Annotated in this window: 19 protein-coding genes; 2 read left to right on the top strand and 17 right to left on the bottom strand. The window is 50.8% G+C overall.

The genetic code is table 11. The features are described from left to right. Nucleotides 1-3: 3 nt before the first annotated feature. Nucleotides 4-2367 carry an ABC transporter permease gene (locus HXW94_RS00845; protein ID WP_178365003.1) on the top strand — a complete coding sequence of 788 codons (2364 nt, stop codon included), beginning with the start codon at nucleotides 4-6 and terminating at the stop codon, nucleotides 2365-2367. 6 nt (nucleotides 2368-2373) lie between these two features. Further along, complete coding sequence (locus HXW94_RS00840; RefSeq protein ID WP_178365002.1) at nucleotides 2374-3594, top strand: efflux RND transporter periplasmic adaptor subunit; 1221 nt, start codon at nucleotides 2374-2376, stop codon at nucleotides 3592-3594. Nucleotides 3595-3672: 78 nt separating this feature from the next. Here the strand turns inward: HXW94_RS00840 and HXW94_RS00835 are convergent, their stop codons facing one another. From HXW94_RS00835 to HXW94_RS00755, 17 genes are all read right to left on the bottom strand, one after another. Continuing rightward, nucleotides 3673-4860 (bottom strand): cation:proton antiporter, encoded by a 1188-nt coding sequence (locus tag HXW94_RS00835; protein WP_178365001.1) that lies wholly within the window; start codon nucleotides 4858-4860, stop codon nucleotides 3673-3675. Nucleotides 4861-4963: 103 nt separating this feature from the next. Then, nucleotides 4964-6256 (bottom strand): RNA-guided endonuclease IscB, encoded by a 1293-nt coding sequence (iscB, locus tag HXW94_RS00830; protein ID WP_178365000.1) that lies wholly within the window; start codon nucleotides 6254-6256, stop codon nucleotides 4964-4966. Between the two features lie 245 nt (nucleotides 6257-6501). Continuing rightward, a complete protein-coding gene (locus HXW94_RS00825; RefSeq protein ID WP_178364999.1) occupies nucleotides 6502-7392 on the bottom strand; it encodes a F0F1 ATP synthase subunit gamma in 891 nt (296 codons plus the stop codon). Beyond that, a complete protein-coding gene (locus HXW94_RS00820; protein ID WP_281357780.1) occupies nucleotides 7370-8944 on the bottom strand; it encodes an alternate F1F0 ATPase, F1 subunit alpha in 1575 nt (524 codons plus the stop codon). The genes HXW94_RS00825 and HXW94_RS00820 overlap by 23 nt, the downstream gene beginning before the upstream one ends. Then, nucleotides 8910-9671 (bottom strand): F0F1 ATP synthase subunit delta, encoded by a 762-nt coding sequence (locus HXW94_RS00815; protein WP_178364998.1) that lies wholly within the window; start codon nucleotides 9669-9671, stop codon nucleotides 8910-8912. The genes HXW94_RS00820 and HXW94_RS00815 overlap by 35 nt, the downstream gene beginning before the upstream one ends. 10 nt (nucleotides 9672-9681) lie before the next feature. Continuing rightward, complete coding sequence (locus HXW94_RS00810) at nucleotides 9682-9957, bottom strand: F0F1 ATP synthase subunit C (RefSeq protein ID WP_178364997.1); 276 nt, start codon at nucleotides 9955-9957, stop codon at nucleotides 9682-9684. A gap of 16 nt (nucleotides 9958-9973) precedes the next feature. Next, nucleotides 9974-10711, bottom strand: a complete 738-nt coding sequence (locus HXW94_RS00805; RefSeq protein WP_218576514.1) for a F0F1 ATP synthase subunit A — start codon at nucleotides 10709-10711, stop codon at nucleotides 9974-9976. After that, nucleotides 10708-11013: an ATP synthase subunit I gene (locus HXW94_RS00800; RefSeq protein WP_178364996.1), complete on the bottom strand. Its 306-nt coding sequence runs from the start codon at nucleotides 11011-11013 to the stop codon at nucleotides 10708-10710. The genes HXW94_RS00805 and HXW94_RS00800 overlap by 4 nt, the downstream gene beginning before the upstream one ends. Before the next feature lie 69 nt (nucleotides 11014-11082). After that, the gene (locus HXW94_RS00795) at nucleotides 11083-11379 is read right to left on the bottom strand and encodes an AtpZ/AtpI family protein (protein WP_178364995.1); all 297 of its coding nucleotides are present in this window, start codon (nucleotides 11377-11379) and stop codon (nucleotides 11083-11085) included. Further along, a complete protein-coding gene (locus tag HXW94_RS00790; protein ID WP_218576513.1) occupies nucleotides 11372-11764 on the bottom strand; it encodes a F0F1 ATP synthase subunit epsilon in 393 nt (130 codons plus the stop codon). Before HXW94_RS00790 ends, HXW94_RS00795 begins: the two co-directional genes overlap by 8 nt. After that, a complete protein-coding gene (gene atpD / locus HXW94_RS00785; RefSeq protein ID WP_178364994.1) occupies nucleotides 11761-13158 on the bottom strand; it encodes a F0F1 ATP synthase subunit beta in 1398 nt (465 codons plus the stop codon). The genes HXW94_RS00790 and atpD overlap by 4 nt, the downstream gene beginning before the upstream one ends. 73 nt (nucleotides 13159-13231) lie before the next feature. Then, nucleotides 13232-13456: a ChaB family protein gene (locus HXW94_RS00780; RefSeq protein WP_178364993.1), complete on the bottom strand. Its 225-nt coding sequence runs from the start codon at nucleotides 13454-13456 to the stop codon at nucleotides 13232-13234. Between the two features lie 62 nt (nucleotides 13457-13518). After that, nucleotides 13519-14127 carry a DUF502 domain-containing protein gene (locus HXW94_RS00775; protein ID WP_178364992.1) on the bottom strand — a complete coding sequence of 203 codons (609 nt, stop codon included), beginning with the start codon at nucleotides 14125-14127 and terminating at the stop codon, nucleotides 13519-13521. A 215-nt stretch (nucleotides 14128-14342) separates the two neighbouring features. Next, the gene (gene lpdA / locus HXW94_RS00770; RefSeq protein WP_246293670.1) at nucleotides 14343-15776 is read right to left on the bottom strand and encodes a dihydrolipoyl dehydrogenase; all 1434 of its coding nucleotides are present in this window, start codon (nucleotides 15774-15776) and stop codon (nucleotides 14343-14345) included. 113 nt (nucleotides 15777-15889) lie between these two features. Beyond that, nucleotides 15890-18745, bottom strand: a complete 2856-nt coding sequence (locus HXW94_RS00765) for an MASE3 domain-containing protein (protein WP_178364990.1) — start codon at nucleotides 18743-18745, stop codon at nucleotides 15890-15892. An 18-nt stretch (nucleotides 18746-18763) separates the two neighbouring features. Next, on the bottom strand, nucleotides 18764-19426 hold the full coding sequence (locus tag HXW94_RS00760; protein ID WP_246293669.1) for a response regulator: 663 nt from the start codon (nucleotides 19424-19426) through the stop codon (nucleotides 18764-18766). A gap of 284 nt (nucleotides 19427-19710) precedes the next feature. After that, nucleotides 19711-20130, bottom strand: a complete 420-nt coding sequence (locus HXW94_RS00755) for a response regulator (RefSeq protein ID WP_178364989.1) — start codon at nucleotides 20128-20130, stop codon at nucleotides 19711-19713. Nucleotides 20131-20192 lie beyond the last annotated feature (62 nt).

Below are 20192 nucleotides of genomic sequence, written 5' to 3'. Positions count from 1 at the left end.
TACATGAGCCCTTTAAACCGCAAACTCCTGCGTGACTTGTGGCGTATCAAAGGCCAGGCCCTTGCCATCGGTGCGGTCATTGCTGTGGGCGTGCTGATGTTGGTCATGATGTCGGGTCTTGTGACCTCCCTTGATGAAACAAGGCGTGCGTATTACGAACGGTATCGCCTTGCCGATGTTTTTGCGCCGGTCAAACGGGCGCCGGAGCATATGATTGCGGATCTTGCCGCCATCCCCGGCGTTGCTGCAGCCGAGGGACGGGTCACTGGAAGTGCCCTGATCGATCTTTCCGGCAGGGACCTGCCGCTGCAAGCCCAGGCAGTCTCACTGCCTGAATTCAGAGAGCCACGGATAAACGATATTTATCTCACCGAGGGGCGCAGTCTGGAAAGCAATCACCCTGACGAAATTTTGCTCTTGCAAAGCTTTGCTGGGGCCCACGGGCTTAAACCCGGTGACACAATTGCCGCCACCATGAACGGAAGACGCCGCATCCTGCACATTGTTGGACTTGCCAAATCCCCCGAGTTTCTCTACACCGTTGCCCCCGGAGAACTGGTGTCGGACGATTCTCGTTTTGGCGTCATATGGATGAGCCGCAAGGCCCTGGAAGCCGCCTACGACATGGAAGGCGCCTTTAACGAGGCACTCCTGCTGCTTACCCCTAACGTCAGGCTGCCCGCCGCCCTGGATGCAGCAGACAGGATTCTCAAACCCTATGGCGGGACCGGCGCCTACGGCCGCAAAGACCAGACCTCCAACCGTTTTGTCAGTGAGGAAATCGATGGTCTGCGTACCATGAGTACCGGGGTTCCACCCATATTTCTTGCAGTGGCTGCTTTCCTTTTATACATTGTTATTTCACGCATGGTGCAGGCCGAACGGGAACAGATCGGCCTGATCAAGGCATTTGGATATTCTGATTTTGAAGTGGGTGTCCATTACTTCAAGCTTGTGGTGGCCATCGCCGCAGGAGGGGCTTTGGCGGGCTGTCTTTTTGGCATTGCAGCAGGACGGGCCATGGTCAACCTTTATCTTGCCTATTTCAAGTTCCCTTTTTTGGTGTTCAAGCTCGATCCGGCTGCTTTTGTAACGGGATTTCTTGTCAGTGTCGGGGCGGCTTCCGCCGGCGGCCTTTTTGTACTGCGCCGTGTCTTTGCCCTTACCCCCGCAGCGGCCATGCGTCCGCCGATCCCCCCGGATTACAGCCGTGCCGGCGCCCTTGGCAAGGCTCTCGATGCAGTCCTTGATCAGCCCAGCCGCATGGTTCTTCGCAGACTGACACGGCATCCTGGACGTATGGCCGGCGCAATGATCGGCATCGCTTTTGGCATGGCATTGTCCGTTGCCATGATCGGCATCATGACAGGCTTTTCCCATATGATCGACCTGACATTTAATGTGATCGACCGCAGCGATGTGACCGTCACCTTTAACGAGGCAATGTCGGACAAGACGGTTTTCGAACTGCAAAGCCTTTCCGGCGTGATCGAGGTGGAACCGGTGCGCGTCGTACCCGTTGTGCTGCACCACGGACGCAACAGTCATCGGGGCGTTATCAATGGTTTGGTGCCTTTGCCTCGCTTAAACCGGGCCGTGGACAGCAGGATGGCCACAATTCATCTGGGTAAAGGAGGCATCATTCTGGCACAGGCGCTGGCGGATATCCTTGCCGCCCGCCCCGGCGACATACTCACCGTAGAGGTTCGGGAGGGCCGCCGCCCGGTGCTGTTTATTCCCGTAGCCGGTGTTGCCGATACACTGCTGGGTGCGCCGGCCTTTATGCAGATTAGTGCGCTAAACCGCGCCTTGGGTGAACAAAATCGCATTTCCGCCGCCTGTATGCGCATTGACAGCATCCAAAGTGCCCGGATTTACCGGACCCTCAAGCAGATGCCGTCGGTGGCCGGGGTTAGCCTGAAAAGCGATGCCAGGGCTGCACTCCAAAAACAGATGGATACCGGAGCCGGGGCCATGCGCTATATCATGGCGGCAATTGCCGCTGTGATCACTTTTGGTATCGTCTATAACGCAGCACGCATTGCCTATGCTGAACGTGCCCGGGATCTTGCAAGTCTGCGGGTAATCGGTTTCACCAAAGGCGAAGCTTCCTTTGTGCTGCTTGGGGAACTTGCTGCCGTCACCCTTGGCGCCCTTCCCATGGGTGCAGTTCTCGGCTATTTTCTTTCGTTTGGGATTGCCAAGGGGTTCAGCACAGACTTATATCAGATACCCGCGTCTTTCTCGCCGGAAAGCTACGGTACTGCGGCCATCGCGGTCATGGGTGCCGCTATTGTGTCAGGCTTCCTGGTAAAACGCGATATGGATAAGGCGGATCTTGTCTCCGTCCTCAAGACAAGAGAGTAAAACAAAATGAAAAAAAAAATTTCCCGAAAAATCATAATATCAGGTGTTATCATTGCAATAGGCGCAGTGTTGACATATGCATTCTGGCCCCAGCCCATGGTGGTGGATATGGGCGAAGTTAAACGCAGCCATATGCGGGTCACCATTTCTGAAGAAGGACGAACCCGTGTTCACGACGCCTATGTGGTATCCACGCCGGTGGCCGGGCGGCTTCTGAGGATGGATGTCGAGCCTGGAGATCTGGTTGTTGAAGGAAAAAGTGTGATCGCAAAGATGGAGCCGTCCTATCCCACGCTGCTGGATGTTCGCAGCAAAGCCCAGGCCGGCGCAAATCTATCCGCGGCAAAAGCGGCCCTGGAACTTGCTCGTACAGAACAGGACCGGGCGGTTGCAGATAAGGAACTTGCAAATCTCCAGCTTAAGCGTATGCGCCATTTGATATTATCCGATTCCATAAGTCAGCTAGAGTTGGATCGTGCAATACACGAGACACGGATTACCTCGGCAGCTCTACGCAATGCACAAGCCGCCATTGCTGTTCAAAAAGCTGAGGTTGCCAAGGCCCGTGCCCAGCTGATCAGTTTTGGTAACAATTTGTCAAAAGGCGTTGAACGGACAGCTGTAATTCCAATCCATGCGCCGGCAACCGGTTCAGTTCTTCGCATCATCCAGGAAAGTGAATCGACCTTGCCGGCTGGTACGCCTGTCATTGAGATCGGGAACATTGAAAACGATCTCGAAGTGGTGGTTGAACTTTTATCATCCGACGCCGTTAAGGTCTCCCTGGAAGATCAGGTGATCCTTACGGATTGGGGTGGCCCCCATGACTTGAACGGGCTTGTTGAGAGGGTAGATCCCTGGGGCTTTACAAAAATTTCCGCTCTTGGAGTGGAGGAGCAGCGTGTAAATGTTATTGTTAGCTTTGCTAATCCACCCGAATATTTAAATAGACTCGGCCATGGCTACCGCATTGAGGTACAGATCGTCATTTGGGAGGATAAAAATGCCATTACTGTTCCCTCTAGCGCTTTATTCCGACAAGGACGAGATTGGGCGGTTTTTGTGGTGATAAACGGTATGGCTAAACTGCGTCGTGTCCAGATCGGCCAAAACAACGGCATCAAAGCCCAGGTAAAGGGCGGTTTAGAGCCGGGCCAACTGGTTGTCCTCTATCCCTCGTCTGAGCTAACCCATGGAACACAGGTTTCCAAAAGGGAGATCAAATGATGCACACAGGATAACCTGATAAAGCAGCGCGGCACCCCCCATTTTTTTAACTTTTTTGTGTTTTGAGCCATGCTGCAATCATTTGTTTTCATTACTGATTTTATTGAGCACGTGCCGGGTAATCACAGGTCCGATTATTTCGAAAATTACAGTAGAGCCGATGACAACCGGTAATATCAGATCCTTTAATTCAGGAAACCGATCTGTTGCCAGCAGTGCCATTCCCAGTGCCACACCGGCCTGGGGAAACAGGCAGCACCCAAGCCATCTTTTTACCACAGGATCTGCATTGAGCAGGTGGGCGGAAAGCCTGGCACCGCTGTAAAGACCTGCCATTCGGGCAATAACATAAAGCAGCCCGATTACGCCTGCAGCAGTCAGTTCTTCTATGTGCAAAGAAGCACCGGCCAACAGAAAAAAAAGGATCATAAACGGCCATTCAATTTCGTTTATTTCATTGAACGGATGCTCATGGTGACTGGCCAGTGTGGCCACGGTACTTCCCATGACCATGGCCGCCAGAATAGGGGACAAATCAAGCAGCACGGCACTGCCGGCACAGATGATCACCAGTCCCAGGGCTTCCGCCTGGGTAGGTTCTCCCGGATGGACCCGGCCCGTAAGAAAGGCCATGGGCAGACCGATAAGCAGCCCCAGAACAATACTGCCTGCGACCTCTCCACATCCGGTTAAAAATGCATCTACTGCACCGCCCTGGCCACTGATTGCCGAGGCTGCCGCCAGCAGAAAACTGAAGATCAGCAGGCCCCATGCATCATCAATGGCAACAATACCCAGCAAAATTTTTGTAAAGTGTGATTTTTTTCCGCTTTCCTTCACCACATCGAAAATGGCTGCCGGCGCACTGGCCGGAGCAATTCCGGCCATTATCAGAACAAACGCCGGGGCCGTCCCCCATAGAAATAATACCGCACCCACCAACAGACTGGCCCCCATTGCCTGACCGACCGACATCCACAACACAGATTTTCCCCTTTCACGGATAGCGGAAACCGTGATCTTTTCACCCAGAAGAAATCCCACCATGCACAGGGCAATATGGGTCAGCAGAGGAAACCATTCATCGATAAACCGGTGGGGCAGCAGGTCGAGTCCGGCAGGTCCGAAAAGCAGCCCGCAGAGCAGCAGAAGGGTTACCCGGGGAAGCGGTGTGTAGCGGCCAGCCAGATCGGCGGCAAATCCCAATAAAAAAATGCCGCCGATTGAAAGCAGCGTGCTTGACATTTGGGTCATTTCAATCTGCATTTTGTTTCATCATAAAATGCGGCAAGGAAACCCCTGAGTCTTTAGCTCAGGGGAGGAATTGCCGTCCTCCTTATAATTAAGATAGTAGCCCAGGCACCGGACCTTAGCACGTCGTATTGTAGGAATAGCCGTCAGATGCGTGAAGCAGCCTGCAATATTTCCAGCTAATGCCCTGTACTGTTTTGTCCACTGTTTTAATGTTAAACGAACCGCTTTTTCTGACAGCGACACGTCCGGTGTACGTTCCAACCTTTTTGCCGGAAGTGACAACCGCCTTGACAATGTCGCCCGTCTGGAATCCTTTGACTTTTTTCTCAGTTGACTTTGCTGTTGTCCGGGGGAATCCGAACTTGTTTACCCTGCACATCTGCCTTGAGCCATGACCGTCTGCCTTTACAATCAACACGGTTTTGTCGACCTGAAACATCTTTTCAGGTGTGCTTTCCCCGACACAGGCGGCATCAAGCCAATGCGTTTTGTGAAGTCCCCTGGTCGTCCGGTTGAATTTTGTCAGACCGCCGGAGCCGGTTTCAACCGGCAGTCCGGTTTTTTTCAAGGTACGGAACAAGTCCCATCGGGTCGCATTGACGGCGCCCGCATCCTTGAGCGGCACTCTGGACTGCTTTTGAATTCGCTTCAACAGTCCCGGCTTTCTTGAAAGGAACAGTTCGAGTGGTTTGTTCCCCTTCTTCCTGTTGCACGCCGTACAGGCCAGTGTCAGATTGCTGATTCTGTTTGAACCGCCTTTCGATTTCGGCACGATATGTTCAATCTCCAATGGGATATCTGTTTTTCCGCAGTAGGCACACGTTCTGTCCCATTTTTCCAGAAGGTATTCCCGCACCTCATAGCCCATGAGTTCCCCCTGCTGATACTCAACACCTGATATTTCGGGATTCTGTATTTTCTGCATGTCAAACCGAACCAACTCCATTGAAATTGCCTGAATATTGCAAAACCGGCACAACCGCTTGACCCAGGTTTCGATATTGTGAACCCGGCTTTTTAATGAAGGCGGCAGCCATCCTTCCGCCCTGGTCCGGTTATCAAAACGCGGTTTTCGGTATCGCGTTTTCCGGTTTCTCCGGGATCTTCTGATGGCTCGTCTTGATTCCAGATTATTTTTGATCTGCTGGCCTCGATGTCTCAGTTCCATGGCAAAAACAATCTCTCCGGAATCGTCGTTAATCACGGCAATTCCAGTCTCTCTACTGCCCGGATCAATCTTGATCCGCAATGGGTTTGATGCCACGTCCAAGACTTTCTCTTTCAAAATGATCGTAAAGGGGAACTGTCTGAAAACCGCGGCTTTTCCTTCTGTCAAAAGCAGTCTTGCCTTTGCCGGATGCACCGGATTCTGCGGCTTTTTGTTTGTATCCAGAACAAATACACTCAATTTTAAAATCCTCTTGTTTCCAAGGTAATGTTTGCCGCGTCAATGTTATGACCGGGTTTGGCGCAAGCAGCACCGGTTTAACCCCTTAGACCTGTTTAACCACTTGCCGTAGAACCTGGAGCTGGCGAGCACCCCAGGGTACCTGTTTCCGATCTAACGTAGTGCTCGAAGCACTTAGACTGGTCAACTTTGGGGCTTTTTCAAGCCCCTCGGTCTTTAGCCGAGGGGTAGTTGACTCTCTTATCCTACCCGGGGTTTTGATCCAGGGCTTCAAATCCTGAAACAATATCCAGCAGCTCTTCTGTGATGGACATCTGGCGCAGCTGGTTGTACTGGCTTTCAAGGTCGTCCATCAATTCTTCAATATTTTTCTGGGCCCCCTGCATGGCTGCCAGACGGGCCGCATTTTCACTGGCCAGAGATTCCACAAAGGCTCTGAATATGCTGATAAAAAGATATTCCTGGATCAGTCTGGACAACAGCCGGCCCGGTTCCATGGTGAACATGGGCAGGCTTTTAGAATCCCAGGTGCGATAGCGGTGCTGTGCCAGCCACTGCTCGTCGATGGGCAGCAGGTGAACCGTATGGGGGGTATATCCGGCAGCGGATTTTGGCCGGGCATGAAACAAAAGCACATGGTCCACAGCTGTTTTGGTCTGCCAGGTGTCAATGGCCATCAGAATTTCGCCCACATGGGGGGTGATGGTATGCACGGAACCGGGTACCTCCCTAATATCACTGCAATTCATGCCGGCATCTGCCAGCAGCCCCGCTGCCCGCATGCCCACACATATCACAGGCATCTGCCCGGCATCCCGGTCGCCCTGCGTCAGCTGGTCCAGGGCATGGGAACTCACCTGTTCGTTGAGGGATCCGCACATGCCCTGATCTGATCCGAATATGACGGCCCCTGGGGTTTTTCTGGTAGACCGCCGGGTATACAGCCGGGTATCCGGATCATGGCGCAGCACAATACCCAGGGCCATGTCAAGGGTATGGGCATATGCCACAAGGGATTGGGATGCCGCTTCATACTGGCGAATACTCACCGCTGCCAGCGACTTCATGGTCCGCACCACCGAGTGCAGGTCACCGGTGCTGTCTATTCTGCGCTTAAGCTGTTCCAGGGTCTGCATCAGCGTCTTCTTTTTTGAGGGGTTTTACGGCATCTTGCGCGGCTTTAACAAGGGTGTCAATGGCTTTTTCATCAATTTTTTCCCCGGCGGTGATTTTTTCCATTACCCCCTGGTGGTCGGTGTTGGCAGCCTTTCGTATGTTCTTCTGGGCATCAGAAATATCAGCCAGTTCAATATCATCCAATACCCCGTGGGTCAAGGCAATCAATACGGCAATCTGGTCCGCTGCCGGCAGCGGGGAATACCGGTACTGCTTCAAGATTTCGCGTATCCTGCGTCCCCTGGACAGTTTTTTACGGGTAGCTTCATCCAGGCGGGCACCGAACCTTGAAAATGATTCCAGTTCTTCAAACTGGGAATAGGTCAGGCGCAGGTCTCCGGCAACCGTTCGGTAGGCCGGCAGCTGAGCTTTGCCTCCCACACGAGATACGGATTTTCCCACATCCACGGCCGGTAGTATGCCTTCTCTGAAAAACAGCGGTGACAGATAAATCTGCCCGTCGGTGATGGAAATCAGGTTTGTGGGAATGTATGCGGAAATATTTTGTGCTTCGGTTTCAATGATGGGCAGGGCACTCAAAGAGCCCCCGCCCTTGTCTGCAATCAGATGCGTGGAGCGTTCGAGCAGCCGGGCATGAATATAAAAGATATCACCGGGATAGGCTTCTCTGCCGGGGGGGCGGCGCAGCAGCAGGGACAACTCGCGATAGGCCCGGGCATGGCGGGTCAGATCATCATATACAATCAGGACATCTTTTCCCTGGTGCATGAAATGCTCGGCCATGGCTGTGGCCGTATAAGGGGCCATAAACTGCAGGCCCGGCGGATCTTCTTCCGTGGAAACCACGGCAAAGGAATAAGACATGGCATCTCTTTTCTTGAGTTCGGCAATGACCTTGGCAAGTGCGGATCCCCGCTTGCCGATACCGCAGTAGATGCAGATCACATCCTTTCCCTTCTGGTTGGCGATGGTATCCAGCGCAATGGCGGTTTTTCCGGTCTGCCGGTCCCCCAGTATCAGTTCTCGCTGTCCTCTGCCGATGGGGATCAATGTATCGATGACGGTGATGCCTGTCTGCAAAGGGGTGTCCACCGGAGCACGGTCCATGATTTCCGGGGCCGGCTGTTCCACCGGCATAAGGGATGTCGCTGAAAGGGATTGTTTGCCGTCAAGGGGTTTTCCCCTTGCATCCACCACCCGGCCGATAAGTGCGTCCCCCGTGGGAACGGACATCACCTTTTCCGTGCGGTTCACCTCGTCGCCGGCACGCAGGGTATCGGTTTCATCCAGCATGATCACCCCAATGAGGTCCATGTCCAGATCAAATGCCATGCCATATGCATTCGGCGGACACACCAGCAGCTCCTCGGACTGCACGCCTTTGAGACCCGCCACGGTTATGATGCCCGAACTGATGGATGCAATGCGGCCAAAATCGCGCGCATGCAGTGCAGGATTATGGCTGTCCAGTATGGCGGCCATGGTGGATACAAAATCATCCATGACCTGTGCTAATTCATTGTTTTTCCGGTTCATGATCTTTTCTTTCAATGGCCTGGTCCATCTGTTTTTCCAGGGCGCCGACATAATCGTGGGCATGCCAGGTCATTTTTTTGCCGCCGGCGGCAACTGCAATCCCGAACACCAGTTCCGGTCTGACCTCAAATGCAATATTTCCCAAATTCGGCAGCTTTTGCGACAATGCTTTTTGAATGGATTTCTGCTGGTTTTCGGACAGTTCAAATCCCGTCGTCACCTGCGGCTTTGTTTCCGCCTTTTGCGGCAGATCTGCTTTGTCCAGTTCTTCAAACCGGGACAAAAACTTTTTCACTGCCTGGTCCTGGACCCGGGTATCAGCCAGATGGGACAGGGTTTTTTCCACCGTATCAAATATAAGACGGGCCGCCTTTTTTTGAAAGCCGTCAAAAAAAGAGGCTTTTTCCTGTTCCAGTGCTTTGCGCCACTGTTTTTTCAACCCGTCCACTTCCTCTTGGGCCTCTTGGATCAAAGAGTCCCGCCGTTCTTTGGCTTCTTTGTCCGCCTCTTTCAACCTGGCATCCCGGTCATCTTCCAAAGATTGTCTCTTTTTTTCAAAGGTTTTTTGGGTCTCTTGTGCAGCCGCTTTTTGTTCCGCGGCCTTGTCAAAGCGTTCTTTGATATTGTTTTCCCGCTGGTCCATGGCCTGTTTGATCCGGTCGAACAAAAATATTTTCAACAGCACCAACAGAATCAAAAAATTCACTACCTGGGCCCCCACTGTAAACCAATCAATCAACATGATATCCCTCTCAATTGGCAGCTGAAATCACATAATCCCAGAACGGGTTGGCAAACAACAGGATCATGGAAACCACAAAACAGTATATGGCGGTTGATTCGATCATTGCCAGTCCCACAAACAAGGTGCGTGTGATGGTGTTTTTTTCATCCGGCTGCTGGGCAATGGCGCTCAAGGCGCTTGCCACGGCACGGCCTTCCCCGATGGCCGGCCCGATGGCCCCCACTGCAATGGTAATGCCGGCTGTGATAACAGATGCCATACCGATAAAACTGATACTGCTCATATTAAATTCTCCTTTACTAATTGTTACGCGATGATCGCGTGTTGTTTTTTTTTCTATCTGTCTGCTTCTGGTCCTGGACCTGGGTGGCGGATGCGATATACACCATGGCCAGAACGGCAAAAATATAGGCCTGAATCATCCCGGTCAAAAGTCCGAGCAACTGCAGAATCACCGGAAAAACAAAGGGAATAATGGCCAAAAGAATGGCCACGATTTTTGAACCGCTCATGATATTGCCGAAAAGCCGGACCGCCAGGGCCAGGGTCCGCGATAATTCGCCCATGATATTGAAGGGCAGCATAAATACCGTGGGCTGAATATACTGTTTGAGATAATTACCCAGGCCCTTTTGGGCAATGCCGAACAGCGGCACGGAAATGAACACGCAGATGGCCAGGGCCGCCGTGGTGGAAAGGGATGCGGTGGGCGATTCATATCCCGGTACCACGGTGAGCAGGTTGCAAAAAGCAATAAAAATAAACAGGGTACCGATAAACGGCATATATCTGGTTGCTTTCTGCCGGCTGATCTCACTGATCTGGTCCTGGATACCGGTAACCAGCATTTCCATTATGTTCTGCCAGGCACTGATCTGCCGGTCTGTGGACAGTTGTCTGGTGATGAGCCATGACCCGATCACCAGTACGGCCATGACCGCCCAGGTAAACACAATGGTCAGGTTCAAGGTGATAAAATGAAATTGGAAAAATATCACCTGGTCCGGGGTAATCTGCTTGATATCCATAAAATTCATCTGAGTGATCCTTTTGTATACCCGATCGCTTTGGGCCGAAGATTAAAAATACATATTTTGCGCATGATCAATATGCCGGCAAGGCATGCTGTCATACCAATCCATTCGCCGCCTGACACCATAAAAACAGCGGTGAGTGTGACAAAAGACCGCAAAACAAACCCCGCAGCAAACATCACCCCCCGGGACCGTTCACCGGTCAGCCGGTGTATGGTCAGCCACAGCCCCCCGAAATGGAAACTTCCGATCACCATACCCGCAGGCAGGCAGTACAGCACTTGTTGTAAATCACCGGGTATCATCAGCATCCTTTTTTTTGTTAGATAGTGCTCTTTTCACATTTTCTGGGTTATATCCTGCTGGGTTATCGCCTACTCTTTTTTCCGGCTTTCGCGTTTTACCCAGTACCATGCATTCCAGCACCCGACCATAACGCCGGTCAACAGCAGGGTCAATGTCCAGGACGGCCGGCCCGGCCAGGTTTTGTCCAGCCAAAGCCCCAGAAACGTGCCCAGGATGGTGGGGATCGCCACAGACCATCCCACCAGGCCGAACATGCCCAGGCCGAACCAAACAGGATGCTGCGCATCTTTGCGGGCAGCCAGTTTGCGTTTCTGCTTTTTTTCAATGATTTTTGAAAATTCTTTGCCTTCGTTTGTATCAACCATTTTTCTGAAACTCCAAAAAACGGCGGATAAATCCGGCTTCAATGCGGGTGGCTGACGTGCGCATGTTTTTTTCCTTTTGTTTTTGCTGTAAAAAATCTTTTTCCACAGTATTTTTCAAGGATGCCAAATCTTTATCCCTCACGGCCCTGCGCGTGGAGATGAAAACCGTATCTTCTTTTTTCACCAGCACGCCTTCCATAACCGCCATGTGCTGCTCTTTGCCGTTTTCATCATGAAAACTTACAATACCTGATGCCAGAGCGGTCACAAAATCCACATGCCGGGGAAACAGGCCGAAAGATCCGTTCACCCCTTCGGCAATGATTTTTTGCACCTGGATGTCCAAGAAAACATGGGTGGGAAGCATCACCTTGAGTTTCATCATGATGTTTTGGCCTCATCGATACTGCCGATCATATAAAGCGCTTGTTCAGACCGGTCTGAAAATTTGTCATCCAGAATCTGGCGGCATCCCTCCAGGGCATCTTCAATACTGACGGACCGGCCTTCATAACCGGTGAACTGTTCAGTCACAAAAAACGGCTGGGTCAAAAACCGTTCCAGGCGCCTGGCCCGGTGAACGGTCTGGCGGTCTTCTCTGGACAGCTCTTCAATGCCCAGCATGGAAATAATATCTTTAAGGTTCTCATATTCAGCCAGGTTTTTTCGAATTTCAGCGGCAATGCGGTAGTGTTTTTCTCCCACAATATCAGGGGTCAGCATGCTGGAGTTGGACTGAAGCGGATCAATCGCCGGATAAAGGCCTTCCCCCGCTTTTTTCCGGGACAAAACAATGCTGGACGACAAATGGCCGAAGGTGTGAACTGCGGCAGGGTCTGTAAAATCATCCGCAGGTACATATACGGCCTGCACCGAGGTGATGGACCCGGTGGTGGAGTTGGTGATCCTTTCCTCTAGCTGCGCAAGTTCGGTACCCAGGGTGGGCTGGTATCCCAGCCGTGAGGGCAACCGTCCCAGCAGCCCGGAAACTTCCATGCCTGCCTGGATAAACCGGAAAATATTATCGATGAGCAGAAAAACATCCTGGTTGAGATCATCCCTGAAATATTCCGCCATGGTCAGGGCGGAATGGCCCACACGAAACCGTGCTCCCGGCGGTTCATTCATCTGTCCGAACACCATGATGGTTTTGTCCAGTACACCGGCCTCCTGCATCTCATGGTACAACTCTTCCCCTTCTCTGCACCGTTCCCCGATCCCGCAGAACAGGCTGACCCCTTCATGGATGCCCACCATATTGTGAATCATCTCCATGATCAGAACGGTTTTTCCGACACCGGCACCGCCAAAGAGCCCGCTTTTACCGCCCTGTTCCAGGGGAGAAAGAATGTCGATCACCTTGATTCCGGTTTCAAAAATCTTTGTGGATACTTTCTGCTGGTCCATTGTCGGAGGAGATCCATGAATGCTCCGAAAAGCGGTATCAGAAACCGGTTCCTTCTTATCGATGGGATCTCCAAATACATTCAAAGCCCGTCCCAGCAGTGATTTTGCCACCGGCACCTCAAGGTGGCGCCCGGTATCCCGGATATCGGATCCCAGAACAAGTCCCTGGGTTTCGGTCAATGCAATCCCGCGGATGGTATGATCATCGAGGTGCAGAACCACTTCAATGCGGATAGTGTCATCTTTGCCGCAGGTCAGCATATTGTGTACAAGGGGAATACCATCTGAAAACCGGGCATCCACCACATTTCCTCTGATCGAAATGACCACTCCTGTATTTGTATTCGCATCTGATGTTATATCTGAAGACATCGTTGTTCTGCACCTCTTATGTCAAATAATTATCAAATCTACTGCCGTTCAGTTGTTATCTTCCTTAAATGCGCTACTTGGGTTGCCAGTTGTGTTCCCCTTTTTTATATTTCTGTTTTACTGCTGTCCAGGCAATTTTATGAGAAACTGCTTCCCGGGAATCGTTTCCCTGTCTCTCTTCGGGGTCCTCATACTGCTCCCAGGCATTGTTAAACGCCGCCAGATAGATTTCTCTAGCGTGTTTGGGCAGTACCTGTCGAACCGATTTCGGCAGATCATTCAAATTCTTATAAGGCATATCGCCGCTCCTCAATGGTTTGTTGCGTTTATCAGCGCCGACTAGCGTTAGCCTCCGGACGGCTATGTATCCTGTGATTCAGGGGCGGAAAGTCCGGCCGTCAAAGACCAGCGCATTCCCTCTTCTATGGAGATATCCAGATAACGGACACTGTTCTTGGGAACGATAAAACAATACCCTCCGATCTGAGAACTCCACTGGACGTACACCACCAGGTGGTCATCCGGCAAAAAACCCTCGGGAAGACCATCAGTCCCTTCTCTTGTAACGAATCCCAGGGTTTCCATATTTGTATTAGGAACGGTGACCATCACCGGCCTGCCTAATTTTTTTTCCATATCACCGCCCACCAGCCCCATTAAATCCTTGACAGGGGCATACACATTGCCGAAAAGCGGAATTTTACGCAGGGTTTTGTCGGCTGTCCTGAAGAGTTTGCGGGTCAGCCAGGGGTACATGAGCAATCCGGCAACAAAAACCAGTGCAATGATCGTTAAAAGACCCATACCGGGAATATAAGCCCCCGGCGGCAGTATCGTGGTCAATATACCTTTTACCGCTCCTTCGGAACTGCGGATCATCCACACCATAACATACAATGCAACAGCAATGGGCAGCACGATGGAAAGGCCTTTGATAAACAGCTTTGATAAGGTACTGTGTAGGTTCATGCCATTATTTTCTCCATCTGAGTCGAACAGATTGAATAAATTTGGTATACGGAAAGGATAGTCTTTGCAGGCCGATAAATGAATCCGTAAAAACCTGTATATCTGATGAAATAAAGCTGTAACTCGATAATCCAGTTTTTGGTGATAACAACACCTTGACTGGCATCATCATATGCTGTCTCGACTATCCGATATAGTGCCTGACCTTTCAAAATTCAGACCTCTTTACGTTGACCTTTTTTTCCAGGGGGCATCATGGCATCGGTGATGGAACCGTCCACCATTTCAGAGGCAAAGGCAAATGTTTCCGACAGGGTGGGATGGGCATGGATGGTCCTGGCGATATCCCGGGCATTCGCCCCCATTTCCAGGGCCAGCACTGCTTCCTGAATGAGTTCACCACTATTGATGCCGCAGATGCCGGCCCCTACGAGCCGACCGGTTTCTTTGGAGAACAAAACCTTGGTGGTCCCGATTGCCGCATCCGCTGACAGGGCCCGGCTGCTGGCGCCCCAGGGAAATTTCCCCTTTTCGTATTCAATATTGTTTTCTTTGGCGGCTGTTTCCGTCAAACCGACCCAGGCCACCTCGGGAATGGTGTAGGCTACCGAGGGAATGCCCATGGCGTCAAAGGCAGCAGCGCGGCCTGCACAGACTTCGGCGGCTACTTTTCCCTGGTGGGTGGCCTTGTGAGCAAGCATGGGCTCTCCCACCAGGTCGCCGACGGCGAAAATATTGTCAATTTCGGTGCGCTGCCGCTGATCCACCCGGATAAACCCGTTCGGGTCAGTGCTCAAACCGGTATTTTCAAGGCCGATACGCCCGCTGTTGGGCCTGCGGCCCACAGCCACGAGAACAGCATCGTATTCCCCGGTCTTGTCCTCCCCAGCCTGTTCAACACCCACGGTCACCGCCTCGTCTTCCGTACTGATACCGGTGACCTTTGCCCGGGTCAGAATGGTGTATAGCTTTTTGAGCTTGAGAAAAAGCGGCTGAACCAAATCCTTGTCCGCCGGCGGAAGAATCCGGTCCGCCATTTCCACAATGGTAATTTCCGATCCCAAAGCATGATAAACCTGCGCCATTTCAAGGCCGATGACGCCCCCGCCCACCACCAGCAGGCGTTTGGGAATAAAATTAAGATCCAGGGCATCGGCGGCATCCCAGATCAAGGGGTGATCCGGTTGATCCGGCAGTGTCACCGGCCTGGACCCTGTGGCCACGATACACCGCTCAAACCGGATCTGCTCTTCACCCTGCGCCGTCGTGACCTTCAGGGTATGCCGGTCCTCAAACACCCCGGTACCGGAGAATCGGACAACCTTCCGTGATTTGGCCAGTCCGTCCAGGCCGTCGGTGAGCTGTTTTATCACCGCATTCTTTTTGGCGCGCAGATCGTTAAGATTAATATCGGGCGGCCCATACCCGATGCCGAATGCTGTTATATTCCGGGCTTCTTCAATGACCTTGGCACAATGCAGCAGGGTCTTTGAAGGGATGCAGCCAGCGTTGAGGCAGACACCGCCAAGCTGCTTTCTGTTTTCCACCAAACAGACATGGAGGCCGAGATCAGCGGCACGGAATGCCGCTGTGTAGCCCCCTGGTCCGCCGCCCAACACCAAAAGATCAAATGTTTTTTTTTCGCTCAAGGATATTCCTCCCATACTTGGACATGTCCGATTTTTTTTTGGGTTCTCAACTGTTAGCAAAAATATAGTCAAATGTTGCCTTAATATGACAAATTTTGGCATCCTTCATATTTTTAAACAACCGTTACAGCCTTCTGAATGGCCGCCACCATCTCGGAAGCAGTACACCCTTTACTAATAAAATTTACGGCACCGGCAGAAATAATGTCCCGGGCATACGCTTCTTTCTCATACATGGACAGGGCCAGAATTTTTATTTCAGGGTGCGCCTTATAAATACGGCGGGTGGCTTCAATGCCGTTCATGCCCGGCATATTGATATCCATGAGGATCGCATCGGGCTTTAATTTCCCGGCCAACTCCACAATCTCCATGCCATCATGGGCCTGGCCGATTAACTGGATACCGGCAGTTTCCTTAAGGGCCTGGAATACGCCTTTACGAAAAATCGCATGATCGTCTGCCAGCAACACCCGGATATCTTTTTCCGATGACCGCTTCCCGACAGCATTATCATTAGGGGCGGCAGAGTTGTTCGCAGGGTTATCATCTGTTGAAATGGACGTTTTTGTTTCCTGTTCATACGGCAAGACAATATCAAACCGGCTGCCACGGCCCGGGCTGCTTGTGATCTTAAAGGTTCCGCCGATCAATTGAATCCGCTCCTGAATGCTGAACAGGCCAAGTCCCTGATTCATATTATTGGAAACAGTAATGCCGGAGGGATCAAATCCCTTGCCCTCATCTTGGACACTGAGACAAAGATGATCCTCACCCTCTTTTTTAAGCCTTACTTTGGCCGCTGATGTTCCGGCATATTTGACCGCATTAAATAGCAGCTCGCGAACCGACTCAAACACCAGCAGCACAATATCTTCGGAAAGTGACACGCCGGATATTTGTGATGTAAAATCCATATGAAATTGATGACGTTCCTGCATTCGACCGGCAAGCCATTTTAAACCGGAAATCAGCCCGCCCCTGTAAAGTGCCGGCGGACTTAAGTCCGCGCTTAATGAGCGCGCCATCTGGATGCAGGTGCCGATGGTTTCTTCTATTTTTTTAGCCGCGTCACTGAGCTGCGGGTCCTGGAGTTGTCGTTCCAGACCACTTAAATGCAGCTTGGCTGCAGCCATATACTGCTGGATACCGTCATGCAGAATTTTTGCCACCCGCCTGCGTTCTGCCTGCTCGGCCATGGTAAGCTTTCCGGCCAGTGCCCTGAGCTGGCCCGCCCGGGCCAGCATCTCTTTATGGGAATTGTGATACCGGGTTTCTGCGTCCATGCGCAGTTCAATCTCTTCTTCAAGGCGCTTGATGGTCTGGTACAGGGAACGGGTCCGCTCCTCAATTTTTTCTTCGAGACGTTCATTGGCATTTTTAAGCTTTTTCTGGTACTCCTGCTGCACGCTGATATCGCGAAATACGAACACAAGCCCAGTTACCTCTTTTTTTTCATTTTCAAGCCGGCTGATGGTCTCTTCAACCGGAATCCGGGTATCGTCCCGCCGCACCAGCATCCCTTTGCAGGCAAGCGGCATCGGTAAATCCTCGGGAACATAGAGTTCCTGTATCTGTGTATATGAACAATTCCGGGATTCCAGGTCTATGGAAAACACCTCTTCAATTCTTTTTCCTAATGCATCCGCCTGCGCCCACCCGGTGAGCTTTTCTGCAACAGGATTAATAAATGAAATCCGCCTGTTTTCATCGGTTGAGATGACACCGTCTCCAATGCTGTTTAATGTGGTTTTAAGCCACTCACTTTGAACAAAAAGGGCATCAAGGGCTTGTTTTTTTTCTGTGATATCTTCAATAATCGTAACAAATTCGCCGTGCCTGACACAATATGCGTTAACGGAAAACCATTTTCCAAGCTGGTCTGAGCGCCCCTCAATACGAACAGGCTTACCGTCCATGGCCACCTTACCGAAAACGGCAATCCAATTGACCGGGTCCTTTTCGATGTCCGGCATCAACTGTTTGACCCTTTTGCCGACCACATTTTTAAAACCGGTCAGTTCTTCAAACGCGGGATTGGTTTCCAGAAATTCATAATCCGCGGGTATCCCGTTTTTATCCCAAATCACCCGGTGTCTGGCAAACCCATCAATCATATTTGAAAACAAGGCCTGATAACTCTCCCTGCTGTCGGTAAGATTTTTGAACAATGTACTGTAAGGCCTTGAAAGACCGGTTTCAATCAGGGCTTTGTAAAGGCAATAATAGGAGACGATCTTGAAATAATGTCCCAGCATAATGGCCGGCCCATACACCCCGACATAGGTTGTAAACAGCAGTTCAGAAATAATGGTAACGATGATGGATGCCTGCAGCCAGTTGAAAAGCGTACTCTCGAACCGGTTCCGGTTGTGCTGAAGTGCTGACAGCGCCAGCCCCAAAATCAGGCAGATGATGTATTCGCTGTTTTTTTTGAATGCGGTCAGCCCCCCGGCATCTTCAAGATAGCAGTCGGGAAATATCTGCCAGTGGAAAATGGAGAGCAGAATTAAAAGCGTGGCTGCAGAAAAACCAAAGAGATAAATTTGAGCCTTGATCCGGCTTTTAAATAAAAAAAATGCCCCTAACAAAGAAACGCTTTCAAGGTAGCGGGCTGATATCCACAACTGGGTCGGCACATTGGGATCAATGCCCGGCAGGATATTGACCCCTTTATATGTCATGGTGTGTGTCAGATCCAATATCCCCACAAAAAGATAAGCGATTCCCACAAAAGAGAAAAATGATTTCTCTTTGAAAAAGGGCCGGGCATTCCAGGTAACCATGAAAATACTGCAGGCGGTTACCACCGCAAACATTTCGGCAAGGGTATGAAAAAGCAGAAAATTGTAAAATGAGCCGATATAAAAGGCCATCAGCATGACAATAAAGGTTGCCGCTTGAACAGCAAGCCGTTTCCTGCTGCTTTCAGTTTCTCCATAGGCGTGTGAAAAGAGAGTTCGGGACATATAAAATAATTTCGTTTATTAAACAACAAGGCCTTTTTCAATGGCAAAAGCAGTTAATTCAGAAACATTGTGCAGATCCAATTTATTCATAATGTTGGAGCGATGACGCTCCACAGTTTTTGGACTGATATATAAGAATCCGGCTGCCTCTTTGCTGGTATACCCCTCGGCCACCAGTTTAAGGACCTCTCGCTCCCGCTGGGTCAGGCTGTCCCAGGCGGTTGTTTTTTTTAGCTTTCGGCGGCCGTCCAGAAATCCTTTCATGACGGTGCCGGTAATTCCAGGGCTGATATAGGTCTTTCCGGATAGGACTATATGGATTGCTTTTAACAGCTCTTCCTGGCATGAATCCTTCAAACAATATCCCGAGGCGCCGGCATCAAAGCACTCCAGGATAAATTCATCCGAATCGTGAATGGTCAATGCCATAATTTGGGAATCCGGCCTCTGGCGCTTGATTTCTTTAATGGCAGAGACCCCGTCCATCCTGGGCATGGACAGATCCATCATGACCAAATCCGGTGGTTCTTTAAGCGAAAGGGTTGTTTCAACGGCGGAAAATCCGTCAGCGGCCTGAGCCACTACTTTAAGAGCCTTATCTGAATTGATCATCAGGCACAACCCTTCACGAAACAGGGTATTATCTTCAGCAACTACAATCTTTTTCATAAAATGCGGCAAGCCCCCCCCCCCTGAGCCTTTAACTCAGGGGAGGAATTGCCGTCCTCCTTATAATAATTTAGTTTTAGATTCCTGAAAGATAGTGAATTTTATATGTTATGACATAGTTTGAACATTCGTACCTAATTATAGTTGCGGTCACATGATTTGATGTTTTTTTGAGGTTTTTATTTTAATATTTACAGTAGTTTAGTGCTGCCTTTTTGGGTTTGAAGTCATATGATCGGAACTATAGTGACTGATATTACCATGCCCCTTTGAATATACCAAATAGAATATGATTTTTATCTTTTGCATTGGTCAGCATATCGATGTTCTTCACTTTCCACCGTTTTTTTATATCTTCGTATGGCCGAAATCAGCTGATCTGGGGCGTCGCTCTTACTCAAGTATGCCTTTGCACCGACCTTTCGCATGGCCTCAGCAAGCTCCGGATCCGTGTGCATGGAAAAACCGATCACACAAATATCCGGCTGATGGGCCAGAATCAATTCAGTTACCTCAGTCCCATGCATATCACCTAAATCCATATCCATAATGATGACATCCGGGATAAGGGTTCGCGCCAGCTTTATGGCCTGCTTTCCATCCTCGGCTTCTCCTATTATCACAAAATCAGGTTCCAGCTGCAATATAACCTTGAGTCCCTCCCGCAGGGCAAGGTGATCATCAACAATTAAAATTTTGATATTTTTTTTTGTCACGGACGCCTCTTTTTTTCACTTGTGGATTTTCGCTATTACACGAATAGTGTCCCCGCCGCCCA

The sequence above is a fragment of the Desulfobacter latus genome, from assembly GCF_013389365.1.
In the GTDB taxonomy this organism is placed as follows: Bacteria; Desulfobacterota; Desulfobacteria; order Desulfobacterales; family Desulfobacteraceae; genus Desulfobacter; species Desulfobacter latus.
The sequence above is the reverse complement of the archived record's forward strand: the minus strand, read 5'-3'. Positions and strand labels throughout refer to the sequence as shown.

Coding starts and splice junctions, on each gene's coding strand:
- HXW94_RS00805 (WP_218576514.1), bottom strand. CDS start 10,711: ATGAATTTTATGGATATCAAGCAGATTACCCCGGACCAGGTGATATTT.
- HXW94_RS00810 (WP_178364997.1), bottom strand. CDS start 9,957: ATGAGCAGTATCAGTTTTATCGGTATGGCATCTGTTATCACAGCCGGC.
- HXW94_RS00800 (WP_178364996.1), bottom strand. CDS start 11,013: ATGATACCCGGTGATTTACAACAAGTGCTGTACTGCCTGCCTGCGGGT.
- HXW94_RS00780 (WP_178364993.1), bottom strand. CDS start 13,456: ATGCCTTATAAGAATTTGAATGATCTGCCGAAATCGGTTCGACAGGTA.
- atpD (WP_178364994.1), bottom strand. CDS start 13,158: ATGTCTTCAGATATAACATCAGATGCGAATACAAATACAGGAGTGGTC.
- HXW94_RS00765 (WP_178364990.1), bottom strand. CDS start 18,745: ATGTCCCGAACTCTCTTTTCACACGCCTATGGAGAAACTGAAAGCAGC.
- HXW94_RS00795 (WP_178364995.1), bottom strand. CDS start 11,379: ATGGTTGATACAAACGAAGGCAAAGAATTTTCAAAAATCATTGAAAAA.
- HXW94_RS00845 (WP_178365003.1), top strand. CDS start 4: ATGAGCCCTTTAAACCGCAAACTCCTGCGTGACTTGTGGCGTATCAAA.
- HXW94_RS00840 (WP_178365002.1), top strand. CDS start 2,374: ATGAAAAAAAAAATTTCCCGAAAAATCATAATATCAGGTGTTATCATT.
- HXW94_RS00775 (WP_178364992.1), bottom strand. CDS start 14,127: ATGAACCTACACAGTACCTTATCAAAGCTGTTTATCAAAGGCCTTTCC.
- HXW94_RS00790 (WP_218576513.1), bottom strand. CDS start 11,764: ATGATGAAACTCAAGGTGATGCTTCCCACCCATGTTTTCTTGGACATC.
- HXW94_RS00835 (WP_178365001.1), bottom strand. CDS start 4,860: ATGCAGATTGAAATGACCCAAATGTCAAGCACGCTGCTTTCAATCGGC.
- HXW94_RS00825 (WP_178364999.1), bottom strand. CDS start 7,392: ATGCAGACCCTGGAACAGCTTAAGCGCAGAATAGACAGCACCGGTGAC.
- HXW94_RS00815 (WP_178364998.1), bottom strand. CDS start 9,671: ATGTTGATTGATTGGTTTACAGTGGGGGCCCAGGTAGTGAATTTTTTG.